This is a genomic window from Arthrobacter sp. 2762 (genome assembly GCF_040548745.1).
Classification (GTDB): Bacteria; Actinomycetota; Actinomycetes; order Actinomycetales; family Micrococcaceae; genus Arthrobacter.
In genome coordinates, this window is sequence record NZ_JBEPSI010000007.1 from 187,556 (window position 1) to 200,320 (window position 12,765).

A 12,765-nucleotide genomic window follows, 5' to 3' on the forward strand; every position below is an offset into this window, starting at 1 on the left:
CCTGCAGAAAACACTACTCCTGAAGCCCAGCACCACATGGCGCCGATCCCGGCTATGTGGACAAGGCTGCTAGCCTGTGCGCTGTGAGCCAAGAAACCCTTTTCGACATCCGCCCAGCCACGCCCGAAGATTGGCCCGGCATCTGGTCCCTCATGGAGCCCATCCTCCGCGAGGGGGAGACCTTCACCTGGGACCGTGACACCACTGAAGAAGCTGCCCGTGCCAAGTGGATGAAGGAAGCGCCCGGCCAAACGTTCGTGGCGGTGCGTACTGCGGACGGGCGCCGTCAGGGAGGCGAAATCCTGGGCACTGGGGAGTTCCATGCGAACCAGGCCGGTGGCGGCAGTCATGTGGCGAACGCCGGGTATATGGTGAGCTCCAAACATTCGGGCCAGGGAATTGCACGGGCGCTGTGTGCCTACTCCCTAAAAGAAGCCAAAGCGGCAGGATTCCGCTCCATGCAATTCAATGCTGTGGTGGAGAGCAACGTCCGGGCGGTGTGGTTGTGGCAATCCATGGGTTTCCGCATCCTGGCCACGGTTCCCGAGGCCTTCAACCACCCCGAAATTGGGTACGTTGGCCTGCACGTGATGTACCGGAAGCTCTAGAAATGCTGAGAAGTCACTTCCAGAGTCCGTGGAGTTCCGGGAAGGCTGCCTCGTAGCCGTCAAGGAGTTCTTCGGCCAGAGACGCCGAACCTACCAGCGGGTGGGCGGCAAAGGCTTGCAGTGCAGCATCGCGGTCACGGTCCCGCACTGCCCGGACCGTCAGCCGCTCCACTTCCTTGACGTGTTGCATCAACGTGAGGAACTGGCCTCCGGGCCGTTCCTGCGCAAGCGGCAGGGCGCCGTCGGGTGTTACCTCGCAGGGAACTTCGACGACGGCGTCCCCCGGCAGCCCGGGCACGGCGACTTCCGCCTCACTTGGCACAGAGCCGGCGACGGGTGAATTGGGCACATTGAGGATCAGCTGGGTCGTCCCACCTCCGGATAGAGCCCGCATCACGGACAACGCCACACGCTCGTAGCCACCCCCGGCGAGGTCTTCCTCGTCGCGCTGCTCCCCGTGCGTGCGGGCTTCGGCCAGGTAGCCTTCCTCACGGGAGCGCCGGGCCGCATCCCACATGGCGTAGGCGTCCGAGGATTCCACGAGGGAGGGGTAGAGCGAGCTCTGTTGCTGGTGGATGGACGCCCCGCGAGTTTCGCGTTGCTTCAGGATGGCTCCAGTCGCTTGCTCGGTGGCGTAGTAGTAGTAAAGGTATTCATTGGGCAGGCAACCGAGTTTGTCCAGAGTGTGCTGGCCGAACAAACGCCCTTCTTCGATTGTTTCGAGCGCCCCACGATCCGACAACAGCCCGGGCAGCAGGTCCCGGCCACCGGGCGCCAGCCGGTATAGCCAGCCGAGGTGGTTCAACCCGAAGTAGCCCACGCCGTCGAGCGTTCCTTCTTGGAGCGGTGAACCGGCGGCCCTTGCCGCGCGCTGGACCAAGCCGCCGGCGGAATCGCAGATGCCAATCACCTTTGGTCCCAGCACCGGCACAAGCGCCTCGGTCACCATCCCGGCGGGGTTGGTGAAGTTGATGAGCCACGCATCCGGACAATAGCGCCGCATTCCCTCGGCGAGCTCCAGCATGTGCGGAATGGAGCGGAGGGCGTAGGAGATGCCGCCCGCGCCCGTGGTCTCCTGGCCCAGCAAGCCGAGGTCCAAGGCCACGCGTTCGTCGGCGATCCGTCCAGCCGTCCCGCCCGGGCGGATCGCCGCAAAGACCATATCGGTGCCGGTGAGTGCCTGCTTCAGGTCCGTGGAAACCACGACGGCGGGCCGGGAGCCTTCCGGGGTGGGCATATCCCGGAGGACTGCCTGGATGGCGGCGAGACGTGCGGGATCGACGTCGTAGAGCACCACCTCGTGCACCAGTCCCGCGAACGGACCCGTGCATAAGGCACGGTACACAAGGGGTACCCGGAATCCGCCGCCACCGGCGATCATGAGCCGCATGATCCGAGTCTATGCAGCCCGGAAGGCGCAGCGTAGTGTGCCGTGCATGGACGCAATGCCCCAGCGACGTTTTGATCCCCTTGCCGCCGTGCGCACGGACGGCGACGGCCAATGCGACCTTCTCCTGGCAGGAACGGTCTTCCAGGACATCATTTTCACCGGACTCCCGCACTCTCCCGAACCCGGCACTGAAGTGTGGAGCGAAGGCATGGGCAGCTGCCCGGGCGGGGTTGCCAACCAAGCGATCGCCGCGGCCCGGCTTGGCCTGAGGACCAACCTGGCGGCAGCCTTTGGCGACGACGGTTACGGGGATTACAACTGGCAGATCCTTGAAAGCCAGGAGCATGTGGACTTGTCCCTGTCGCGTCGCGTCCCGGGCTGGCACTCGCCGGTGACGGTGTCCATGTGCGTGAATCAGGATCGATCCATGGTCACCCACGGGCACCCCGCGCCGATCAAGGCCTCGGACCTGATCGGGCAGCCACCCAAGGCGCTCGCCGCCGTCGCGGACCTGGGCGAGGAGTTGGAACCCTGGATGCTGGCGGCGAAGGCCGCGGGAACCAAGCTTTTCGGCGTGGTGGGCTGGGACCCCAGCGGAGAGTGGTCACAGCGCAGGCTGGACCAACTCGAACACTTTTACGCTTTCCTTCCCAATGCGCCGGAGGCCATGGCATTCACGGGCAAGAGCGATCCCTGGGCGGCGCTGTATTCGTTGGCCGATCGAGTTCCGGTAGCTGTGGTGACGCTCGGAGCACAGGGCGCCATGGCCGTGGACTCAGAGACGGGCGAAGAGGAATGGGTGCCGTCGTTACCCGTGAATGCGTACGATCCGACGGGCGCCGGCGATTGTTTCGGGGCGGCCTTCATTGTGGGGTGCCTGGCCGGGTGGAGATTGGGGGACCGCCTGCGGTTCGCGAACCTCTGTGCCTCGCTGGCCGTACAACAAGTGGGCGGGTCCCTGGCTGCGCCCGGCTGGGGCGACATCGCGGACTGGTGGCAGCGTGCCAACGCACGGAAGGAACGCCAGTCGAGCCAGTGGCTGCGGCGTTTCGCCTTCCTTGAACCGATCGTGAAGGACATCCCCGCCGAAGCCCAACGGCGCGCCCGGGCCACGATCGCCCACTTGTCAGATGCCCAGTAGCAGAGCCGGCAGTTAACCCCTCTTCACCCACACCACTAGAATCTCTAGGGTGACTTACGAAGCAGCTGCAGATATCGGGATCGGGTCCAAGACCTCCATAGCAAAGTCAGCGGTGCTTGAGCGTTCCGCCGTGATCGATCTTGAGGCCGTGCGGCACAACGTTCGTCAATTTGTCGCGATCGCCTCCCCGGCCTCGGTCATGGCTGTGGTGAAGGCTGACGCTTATGGCCATGGCGTGGTTCAGGTGGCACGTGCAGCCCTCGACGCCGGAGCGGCCTGGCTCGGCGTCGCCCACATTTCAGAGGCGCTCGCCTTGCGTGCCGCCGGCATTGAGGCACCCATATTGGCCTGGCTGCACACCCGTGAAAGCAACTTCCAAGCCGCAGTTGCCGCCGGCATCGACGTCGGAATTTCCGGCTGGGAGCTCGACGCCGTCGTGGCGGCCGCCCGCGAACAGGAGCGCCCCGCGCGGGTCCATCTGAAGGTGGATACAGGGCTGGGCCGCAATGGCTGCCCCATCGCCGACTGGGACCAGTTGGTGGGCCAGGCCATGGAATACCAGGACGAAGGCCTGCTTCGCGTCGTTGGCATTTTCTCCCACCTTGCCGTCGCCGACGAGCCGCACCGGCCCGAAACGGACCAACAATTGGCGGTTTTCCGTGACGCACTCGCCATCGCTGAGGATGCCGGCGTTGATACCGAGGTCAGGCACATCGCCAACACTCCCGCAGCCCTGTCCCGGCCGGATTCGCACTTCGACCTCATCCGCGTGGGGCTCGGCATCTACGGGTTGTCGCCCTTCGAAGGGGTTACCTCCGCCGAACTTGGCCTGCACGCAGCCATGACCGTCCGCACACTCCTCTCCAACTGCAAAAAGGTTCCGCAGGGGCAAGGCGTTTCCTACGGCCTGAAGTACCACACCAGCCAGGAGAGCACGCTGGGCCTGGTTCCCTTGGGCTATGCCGATGGCGTCCCGCGTATTGCCACGGGCGGTCCAGTTCGCGTCAACGGCGTCACCTACCCTGTGGTGGGCCAGATCGCGATGGACCAGATGGTGATTGATCTTGGACCACTCACCCCTGAAGAAGCTGCCGGACTCAAGGGCAGCGAAGCTGTGATGTTCGGCGACGGCGCCGATGGCGGCCCCACCGCAGATGACTGGGCGGCCGCAGCGGGAACCATCAACTATGAGATCGTCACCCGCATAAGCCCGCGGGTGCCCCGCAGCTACGTCAACGAGGCTTCGGCACAGCCTGAGGCGCAACCGGAGGTACAACGCGGCACCCGGGCAGCATCGGAGTCGGCGACGCTGTGAACGAAACACTGATCGAACCAAGCGAACCGCTGTGGGAACGCCACCTGAAGGTCACGACGGCGGAGCAGACCCACGCGCTTGGCGCAGCACTGGGCGGGGTACTTGAGGCGGGGGACCTCCTTGTCCTGACCGGAGAGTTGGGTGCGGGGAAGACGACCTTCACCCAGGGGCTGGGAGAGGGCTTGGGCGTACGTGCCGGGATCATCTCGCCTACGTTCGTGCTGGTTCGGATCCATCCCAACCTTCCGGACGGCCCGCGCCCCGGTGGCCCGGACCTGGTCCACGTCGACGCCTACAGGCTGGAATCAGCTGCCGAGATCGATGACATTGATCTTGAGAACACCATCGACTCGTCCGTAACCGTGGTGGAGTGGGGGAGGGACCGGGTGGAGCACCTCTCGGACAGCCGACTGGAAGTCGATCTTCACCGGTCTGTGGGTAGCGTAGCCGTGCCGGCCACCAATGTCGCGGACAGCGGCACGGTCCTGGACTTTGATACTGATGACGACGACGAACCCCGCACCATCGTTTTCCGCGGTTTCGGCCCACGCTGGGCCGAGGCACCGAAGGTTCTTGAAACCACGCTCTCCGAAGGAGGCCACTCATGCTGATCCTGGCCATCGACACCTCAGCAGTGGCCAGCGCTGCGCTGATTTCGGACGTTGCCATGGAAGGCGTGCTGGATTCTTTCTCCACTGAGGACACGCGAAGCCATGCCGAAGTCCTTGCCCCCGGCATCGAGAAGCTCCTGGCAGGAGCAGGCGTCACCGGCGGGGACATTGACGTGATCGTCACAGGGGTGGGCCCCGGACCGTTTACCGGGCTGCGCTCGGGTATTGCAACCGCCCGCACCCTGGCTTTCGTCTGGAACAAGCCGCTGTATGGCCTGATGAGCCTTGATGCGATCGCCCTCGAAGTAGCGGAGTCCACTGCCGCTGTTCCTGAATTCCTAGTGGCCACTGACGCCCGGCGGAAAGAGGTCTACTGGGCGCGGTACGCCCTGGAGGAGGGCCAGCTTCCCCAGCTCATCGACGGACCGCATGTGGGTTTCGCATCGGAATTGCCGGACCTGCCCGTGTTCGGTGCGGGCGCTGGCCTGTACGCCGACGTCCTCCGTGCCGACGAAGATTTTGCCGACACCCAACCGGACGCGGCCTCCCTTGGCCAGATCGCGCTGGCCCGGTTATCGGCAGGGCAGGAACTCTTGGATTCCACACCTTTGTACTTGCGCGAATCGGACGCCCAGGTGCCGGGTCCCAGGAAGCGTGCCCTGTGATGAAAGGGAAACGATGAAACTCTCACCCAAACTGGAGCTCGCCGGAGTTTCCCTGCGCGACATGACCGAGGCTGACGTCCCGGCCGTGGAAGCCTTGGAACGGCGGTTGTTCCCCGTGGATGCCTGGCCCCTGCAGATGTTCTTCGACGAGTTATCGCAGCTCGAAACACGCCGCTATGTGGTGGCCGAGGTTGAGGGCCAGATCGTGGCGTACGCCGGCTTGATGTGCATTGAGCCGATTGCGGACGTCCAGACGATCGCCGTCGTTCCTGAATTTGAAGGCAAAGGCATCGGTTCGGCGATCCTGACCGAACTGATTGAAGAGGCCCGGCGGCGTCGCGCGGCGGACGTCCTCCTGGAGGTGCGCGCTGACAACCCCCGTGCACAGCAGTTGTATCTGCGCTTCGGATTCGAACAGATTCATATCCGGCCCCGGTACTACCGGGACGGGACGGACGCGTTGATCATGCGCCTGCCACTGAATAACTCATGCCACTGAATAACTCATGACACTTAACGAGCCACATTCCACAGAAGGAGCCAACGCGTGAGCGGCCCTTATCCAGAACAGCCGAAGCAGCCGTTGGTGCTGGGCATCGAATCGTCCTGCGACGAAACGGGCGTCGGAATCGTGCGCGGTACAACGCTGCTGACCAACACGGTGTCCTCGTCCATGGACGAGCACGTGCGCTTTGGTGGCGTCATCCCGGAGATCGCCTCGCGCGCCCACCTGGATGCCTTTGTCCCCACGCTCCAGGAAGCGCTGCATGAAGCCGGGGTGACCCTGGAGGACATCGATGCCATTGCTGTCACCTCCGGTCCCGGCCTGGCCGGCGCCCTCATGGTGGGTGTCTGCGCCGCGAAGGCCCTGGCCGTCGCCACGGGCAAGCCGCTCTACGCGATCAATCACCTTGTAGCGCACGTTGGCGTGGGGCTGCTGGATTCAAGGCCCGACGCCGGTGCCGGCGCCAGCCTGGGTGCCGGCCAGCTGCCGCAGAACCTCGGTGCACTTTTGGTTTCCGGTGGCCACACGGAGATCCTCCGTATCCGCAGCATCACAGATGACGTGGAACTCCTGGGGTCCACCATCGATGATGCCGCCGGTGAAGCCTACGATAAAGTGGCCCGGATCCTGGGCCTTGGTTACCCCGGTGGTCCAGCCATCGACAAACTCGCACGCCAGGGCAATCCCAAGTCCATCCGCTTTCCGCGCGGCCTCACGCAGCCCAAATACATGGGCACCGCAGAGGAAAAGGGACCGCACCGCTACGACTGGTCCTTCAGCGGCCTGAAAACCGCGGTGGCCAGATGCGTGGAGCAATTCGAAGCCCGCGGTGAGGAAGTACCTGTAGCCGATATCGCAGCGGCATTCCAGGAAGCCGTAGTGGACGTCATCAGTTCCAAGGCAGTCCTGGCCTGCAAGGAGAACGGCATTACTGACGTGCTCCTTGGTGGAGGCGTTGCTGCCAACTCGCGGCTGCGTGAATTGACCGGTCAACGGTGCGTGTCTGCGGGCATCAAGCTGCACGTGCCGCCGCTGGATCTCTGCACGGACAACGGTGCCATGGTGGCAGCCCTTGGTGCCCAACTGATCATGGCCGGAACCGGGCCCAGCGGAATTGCCTTCGCACCGGATTCCTCCATGCCCGTTACTACGGTGTCGGTGGCTGCGTAAGTCCACCCAACTGCGCGTTCCACTAACTATGCGTCGGGGCCTTTACGCATCTGCTGCACGAGGTCCATGACCACTGCCTGCAGGTCCCCGTTGTGTTCGGCGGCCACACGGCGCTGGCGCTGGTAGCTGGCGCCGCGTTCGATGATCTTCATGACGTCGGCCAGTTCTTCCGAGCAGCCGAGCTTGGCTGCCACGGGTTCCAAGCGTGCGACGGTTTCTGCGAGGTGCTCGGTGACCAACTGCTCGTTGCCCTTGGCATCCAGGATGATGATGGCTTCCATGCCATAGCGGGCGGCACGCCACTTGTTCTCCTGGACGTGCCAAGGAGGCATGGTTGGGATGCTGCCGCCGGCGTCGAGGATGGAGGAGAACTCGTCCACGAGACACTGCGTCAGTGCGGCGATCGCGCCCACTTCCTCCAAGGTGGCGAGGCCATCGCAAATGCGCATCTCGATAGTTCCCAGGTTGGAAACAGGCCGGATATCCCAGCGGATTTCAGAGATGGCGTCAATGACACCGGTGGTGAACATGTCCTGGACATAGGACTCGTATGCTTCCCAGGTTTCGAATTGGAACGGCAGGCCAGCGGTGGGGAGTTGCTGGAACATGAGGGCGCGCTGGGATGCGTAGCCGGTTTCTTCGCCGGCCCAGAAGGGGCTGGAGGCGGATAACGCCTGGAAGTGCGGGAAGTAGTTGACCAGGCCATCCAGGATGGGGAGTACTTTGTCCCGGCGATCGATGCCCACGTGGACGTGGACACCGTAGATGACCATTTGGCGTCCCCACCATTGGGTCCGCTCGATCAGCTTGGCGTAGCGCTCCTTGTCGGTGACCGGTTGGAGCAGGGGAGGGCTGAAGGGATGGCTGCCTGCGCAGAACACCTCGACTCCCATGGGGTCGGTGACTTCGCGGACAGCGGCGAGGGAGCGGCTAAGGTCCTCTTTGGCTTCCTTGACCGTTTCGCAGATTCCGGTAACGAGTTCCACCGTGTTCAGGAGCAGTTCGCGCTTGATGTGGGGGTGTTCGTCGTCTTCGTTGAGGTCCGGGTGGTTCGCGGCCACGCCCTTGAGCACATCGTTCGCGACTGAGACCAGTTCCCCGGTGCGTGCATTGACGAGCGCCAACTCCCATTCCACACCCAGTGTCGATTGCCTGGATGGCGCAAACTCAATCTGCACGTAGTCCCCTCGTTGCTTGTTTCTGCTGGACTTTCTGCTGGACGCAACCCGCTGCGGGGCCGTCAGCGGTCGGCTCAAGTCTAGTGCAGGCGGAGCACGCGTGATTGCGGACGGGGTGAAGTTAAGCGCCGTGACACAGCCAGGGCAGATTGCTAATGAGAATGATTTGCAACTATAATCTTTCCATGCACCTCACCGTTGTCAGCTCCCTGGACAGTCAGTGCCGCGAAGCGGCCACCGCCCGGCTTGGTCGAACCCACACGAACTCCGTCGTAGTTCTTCACGACCTCCTGGACGGTTCCTTGGTCATGCGGCGCGTCTACAGGGGAGACCAGTTGTTTGAGCGCGAAACAACCGTTCTGGAACACGGTTGCCTCAGTTGTACGGTCAAGCTGGATGTAGTACCGACGGCGGAACGCCTCGCCGCTTGCGGGTTCGACCATGTGGTCCTGGGCCTACCCCCTGGCGTCGCAGCAGGGATGGCAGTCGCGGAACTCAGGCGCGGCCTCTCCCAACCGGCCGTCATGGACAACGCCATCCTGGCCTTGGCCCCTGTGGATCTTGACGATCACATCTGGGACCGTCACACCCTTTTTGAATCCGGCTTCACATCGATGCCGGAGGATGACCGGACTAGCGGCGAGTTCCTGATCGGCGAGTTCGGGCAGGTGGACACCGTCATGTTGCACCCCGGTTTGGGGGCTGAATGGTCCGGAAATCCCCGCGTGGGATCCAAAGAGTGGGTGACTGGCGTGGAGCTGCTGGGGCAGCTGGCGCCGCACGCTGCAGCAATCAGTGCAGCCGATGACTTCAGATCGGGCTGCTTCGACGACGCCGAGGCGGCCGCACGTACCCGGCCCGGCGTGGTCCGCCTGCCCTTGGACGATTCGCCCGGTTCTTTCCGTACAGTCCTCCACAAGGCCGGGCGGCCGCTGCACCCGGGCCGTTTCCGTGAAGCACTTCCCCGACTCGCGGCTGGAACCCACTGGCTGCGCGGACGTTTGTGGATCGCGTCGGCCGCCACGACGCGGATTGCGGTACAGGGAATTGGTCCCCGCGTGTGGCTTGAGAGCACCGGGACCTGGCTGGCGGACGCACCTGCAGCAGGCCGCAACGCCAAGGTGGGGGCCGACGTCGACGCCGTCCTGGACTGGCACCCGAACTATGGCGACCGCGGAACGGTCCTGGCCATTACCGGACGCTCCGAGGACATCGACCCGCAGGAAATCCGCACCCTCCTGGAGGGCTGCCAATTGACCGAGGCCGAGATGGAACTCGACTTTGGTGTCTGGGAGGACCCCCTGGAACTTAGCGAAGCACTCTAGCCAGCCACCCTAAAAGCCAACCCACCAACAAGAAGGAGAAAAACCATGAAGGTCAGGAACTCACTGCGTGCCCTCAAGAAGATCCCGGGTGCACAAATCGTCCGGCGACGTGGGCGCACGTTCGTCATCAACAAGAACAACCCGCGCATGAAGGCCCGCCAGGGCTAAGAGCACGGCAGTGTAAAAAGGCCGTTGTTTAATGGGTGAATGCCAATCCTGAACAAAGACATGTCCCTGTGCATTTCGCTCGCGGCCCGGCCCAGCAACATCGGGACCCGGTTCCACAATTATTTGTACGATCTGCTCGGACTGAACTTTGTCTACAAGGCATTCGCCCCGGCGGACATCACTCTTGCAGTGGCTGGCATCCGCGGCCTCCCCATCAGGGGAGCCGCGGTGTCCATGCCCTATAAGGAAGCTGTCATCCCGCTTGTGGACGTGATGGATCCGTCGGCAAAGGCCATCGACTCGGTCAACACGATTGTCAACAACGACGGGGTCCTGACCGCGTACAACACCGACTACATCGCCATTGCCCGGCTGCTGAGGGACCACAAAGTACCCAGCAGCCACACCGTGCTGCTGCGTGGAGCCGGAGGAATGGCAAAAGCGGTGGCCGCAGCTCTCCGCGATGCAGGCTTTACGTCCGTGACCATCGTGGCCCGCAACGAAACCACCGGACGTGCGCTCGCGGACCTTTACGGTTTCGGCTGGCAGGATGACGTCAACGGAGCAACGGCGGACCTCATCATCAATGTCACGCCTTTGGGGATGGCCGGCGCGGACGAGACAGCGCAATCCTTTGACGACGCAACCATTGCCGCCGCGAAGGTAGTGTTCGACGTCGTCGCCCTCCCCTCCGAGACACCGCTCATCACAGCTGCCCGTCAAGCAGGCAAGCCGGTGATCACTGGAGCCGAAGTCATCGCCATCCAGGCGGAGGAACAATTCGTCCTGTACACGGGTGTCCGCCCGAGTGCTGACCAGGTCCGCGAAGCCTCGGAGTTCTCCCGCCGCTGACGCGGCCTAGAACGTCACGGGCTCCACCACCACGGCCACTCTTTCCTCGCCAATCCTGGTGAGGACCAGAGTGGCCGTTTTTGCGGGCTTGGTCTCGCGCTTGGATGGAAGCAGTTGTTTCCGCAGTTCTTCGGGAGTAACTGCCGTGCCGCGCTTCTTGATGTCCAGCACCGTGATGCCGTTCGCTTTGACCCAGGCTTTGAGCGCCTTCACGTTGTAAGGCATTACTTCAAGCACCTTGTATGCGCGGGCAAAGGGCGAGTCATGGAGTTCCGGGGCGCAGATGTAGGCAATATGTTCGTCCACCAAGTGCCCGCCAAAACGTTCTGCGACGTCGGCCACCAGGCCTGCGCGGATGACCGCACCGTCCGGTTCGTAGAGGAACCCTTCAACCGGCCCGACGGCGGCTACCGGGCCGCCGTCGAAGTCCTCGCCGCTGGTGAGCTCAGCAGCGCCCTGGGAACCGATGACAAGGGCCGCGCGCCGGACCCCTGGACGGGCCACCGCGTTGAACCACAGGGTGACCTCAGTGACGTCGCCGCCTACGGAGACCCACTGCGCTTCGCAGTTCGCCGGAACAGAGTCGTGGGGCATCCCGGGCCCCATTTTGACTCCCACTGCCCGGCCGGCTGCAGCCAGCCTTTCAACGAACGACAACGGGGGAGAGAACGCTTCCGGATCCCAGATCCTCTTGGTCCCGGACGTCGAGGTTGTGCGTCGTGCGGGATCCAGCCACACGCCGTCGATTCCGTCCAGGTCCACTGAAGTCGCATCGGAATGCACCACTGTGGCGTGCGGGAAGGGCATGAGGTTGATGGTTGCGCAGGCGGCAGTCGTTTCGTCCATTTCCACGGCGGTCACGCCAATGTCCATCGAGGCCAAGGCCATGGAGTCCGCTCCGAGGCCGCAGCCGAGGTCCGCTACGTGGGAAATGCCGGCCTTGGCAAAACGCTCGGCGTGCCGGGCTGCGACGTTGAGGCGGGTTGCCTGCTCGAGTCCGGCCTGGGTGAACAGCATCTGGCGGGCGAACTCGCCGAACTTGGCCTCGGCGCGGGTCCGGAGGCGGGACTGTGTGAGTACGGCGGCCACGAGTTCGGGGGAGTGGCCTGCTTTCCGGAGGTCGGCGTTAACGCTGAACGCTTCGGCTTCTCGGTACGGCCCCAGCGAGGCAAGGAGTTCCCATCCTTCAGTGGTCAGCAAGGGTGCGATCTGTTCCTGCGGTGCGTGAGACATGGGATCAAGCCTAACGGCGCGCGCCTTGACGCCGTGAGTTGGGAATCAGCCCGATAGGGTTGTTTTCATGGAAGACAACGCAGCTCCGCAGCCCTCCGACACGAACAACCCTGGCGGGAACCACTCCGCTGGCCCAGGAGCTTCAGAGCATTCAGCCGGCAGATCCCTCGTCGCTTTTGCCCGCCCTGCCTTGATCGCGGGGGCCGTGATCGCTGTAATCTGCATTGGCCTGCTGATCGTCATCTTCGCGTTGGACTCATTCAATGCAACGGCATACTCCGTGACAGGCAAGAGCGTGAATGACGCTACTGATGAAGCCCGCGATATCCGCGACCTCTACAGCGGGGCCCGCATTGGCGGGATTATCGCGTTGGTGATATCCGGCGTCGTGGCCCTGGCGGCCGCCATCGTGCTGTATTTGAACCGCGGATCCGCGCCCACAGATGAGGACGACGACGGCGAAGACTACGATCTGGATGACCTCACCGGCCGGTAACGGGAGTTCACTCAGGACGAAATTCTGGCACTCACCTTGACCGAGTGCTAACGCTTACATAGAGTCGTGTTAGCACTCTCCCCCGGAGGGTGCTAATCACGCCAGGCG

General features: G+C 63.5%; 14 protein-coding genes. 11 read left to right on the top strand and 3 right to left on the bottom strand.

All coding sequences use genetic code 11. The features are described from left to right. The first annotated feature begins 74 nt into the window (after positions 1–74). Positions 75–608: a GNAT family N-acetyltransferase gene (locus ABIE18_RS14770; protein WP_499723512.1), complete on the top strand. Its 534-nt coding sequence runs from the start codon at positions 75–77 to the stop codon at positions 606–608. Between the two features lie 13 nt (positions 609–621). Here ABIE18_RS14770 and ABIE18_RS14775 read toward each other — a convergent pair whose 3' ends face one another. Then, positions 622–1,998 carry a 6-phospho-beta-glucosidase gene (locus ABIE18_RS14775; RefSeq protein ID WP_499723453.1) on the bottom strand — a complete coding sequence of 459 codons (1,377 nt, stop codon included), beginning with the start codon at positions 1,996–1,998 and terminating at the stop codon, positions 622–624. Between the two features lie 46 nt (positions 1,999–2,044). Here ABIE18_RS14775 and ABIE18_RS14780 point away from each other — a divergent pair, with 46 nt between their 5' ends. The 6 genes from ABIE18_RS14780 to tsaD are packed head-to-tail and all read left to right on the top strand — an operon-like array spanning position 2,045 to position 7,405. Beyond that, positions 2,045–3,139 (top strand): carbohydrate kinase family protein, encoded by a 1,095-nt coding sequence (locus ABIE18_RS14780; protein WP_499723454.1) that lies wholly within the window; start codon positions 2,045–2,047, stop codon positions 3,137–3,139. Between the two features lie 49 nt (positions 3,140–3,188). Further along, positions 3,189–4,454 (top strand): alanine racemase, encoded by a 1,266-nt coding sequence (gene alr, locus ABIE18_RS14785; RefSeq protein ID WP_499723455.1) that lies wholly within the window; start codon positions 3,189–3,191, stop codon positions 4,452–4,454. Next, on the top strand, positions 4,451–5,065 hold the full coding sequence (gene tsaE, locus ABIE18_RS14790) for a tRNA (adenosine(37)-N6)-threonylcarbamoyltransferase complex ATPase subunit type 1 TsaE (protein WP_499723456.1): 615 nt from the start codon (positions 4,451–4,453) through the stop codon (positions 5,063–5,065). The genes alr and tsaE overlap by 4 nt, the downstream gene beginning before the upstream one ends. Next, a complete protein-coding gene (gene tsaB, locus ABIE18_RS14795) occupies positions 5,059–5,730 on the top strand; it encodes a tRNA (adenosine(37)-N6)-threonylcarbamoyltransferase complex dimerization subunit type 1 TsaB (RefSeq protein WP_499723457.1) in 672 nt (223 codons plus the stop codon). The genes tsaE and tsaB overlap by 7 nt, the downstream gene beginning before the upstream one ends. Before the next feature lie 13 nt (positions 5,731–5,743). After that, positions 5,744–6,229, top strand: coding sequence for a ribosomal protein S18-alanine N-acetyltransferase (gene rimI, locus ABIE18_RS14800; RefSeq protein WP_499723458.1), 486 nt, complete (start codon positions 5,744–5,746; stop codon positions 6,227–6,229). A 48-nt stretch (positions 6,230–6,277) separates the two neighbouring features. After that, positions 6,278–7,405, top strand: a complete 1,128-nt coding sequence (gene tsaD / locus ABIE18_RS14805) for a tRNA (adenosine(37)-N6)-threonylcarbamoyltransferase complex transferase subunit TsaD (protein WP_499723459.1) — start codon at positions 6,278–6,280, stop codon at positions 7,403–7,405. Between the two features lie 26 nt (positions 7,406–7,431). Here tsaD and ABIE18_RS14810 read toward each other — a convergent pair whose 3' ends face one another. Continuing rightward, the gene (locus ABIE18_RS14810) at positions 7,432–8,583 is read right to left on the bottom strand and encodes a glutamate--cysteine ligase (protein ID WP_223946526.1); all 1,152 of its coding nucleotides are present in this window, start codon (positions 8,581–8,583) and stop codon (positions 7,432–7,434) included. 185 nt (positions 8,584–8,768) lie between these two features. Here ABIE18_RS14810 and ABIE18_RS14815 point away from each other — a divergent pair, with 185 nt between their 5' ends. From ABIE18_RS14815 to ABIE18_RS14825, 3 genes are read left to right on the top strand one after another with little or no spacing between them, the layout of a single operon-like run. Next, positions 8,769–9,908, top strand: coding sequence for a GTP-binding protein (locus tag ABIE18_RS14815; RefSeq protein ID WP_499723460.1), 1,140 nt, complete (start codon positions 8,769–8,771; stop codon positions 9,906–9,908). Between the two features lie 45 nt (positions 9,909–9,953). Continuing rightward, complete coding sequence (gene ykgO / locus ABIE18_RS14820; RefSeq protein ID WP_011775528.1) at positions 9,954–10,076, top strand: type B 50S ribosomal protein L36; 123 nt, start codon at positions 9,954–9,956, stop codon at positions 10,074–10,076. A 39-nt stretch (positions 10,077–10,115) separates the two neighbouring features. Then, positions 10,116–10,928 carry a shikimate 5-dehydrogenase gene (locus ABIE18_RS14825; RefSeq protein ID WP_499723461.1) on the top strand — a complete coding sequence of 271 codons (813 nt, stop codon included), beginning with the start codon at positions 10,116–10,118 and terminating at the stop codon, positions 10,926–10,928. Positions 10,929–10,934: 6 nt separating this feature from the next. Here the strand turns inward: ABIE18_RS14825 and ABIE18_RS14830 are convergent, their stop codons facing one another. Continuing rightward, entirely contained in the window at positions 10,935–12,161 is a 1,227-nt protein-coding gene (locus tag ABIE18_RS14830) for a THUMP-like domain-containing protein (protein ID WP_499723462.1), read from the bottom strand. A 67-nt stretch (positions 12,162–12,228) separates the two neighbouring features. On the opposite strand from ABIE18_RS14830, the gene ABIE18_RS14835 reads away from it, so the two are divergent. Beyond that, entirely contained in the window at positions 12,229–12,657 is a 429-nt protein-coding gene (locus tag ABIE18_RS14835; protein WP_499723463.1) for a hypothetical protein, read from the top strand. The last annotated feature ends 108 nt before the right edge of the window (positions 12,658–12,765 follow it).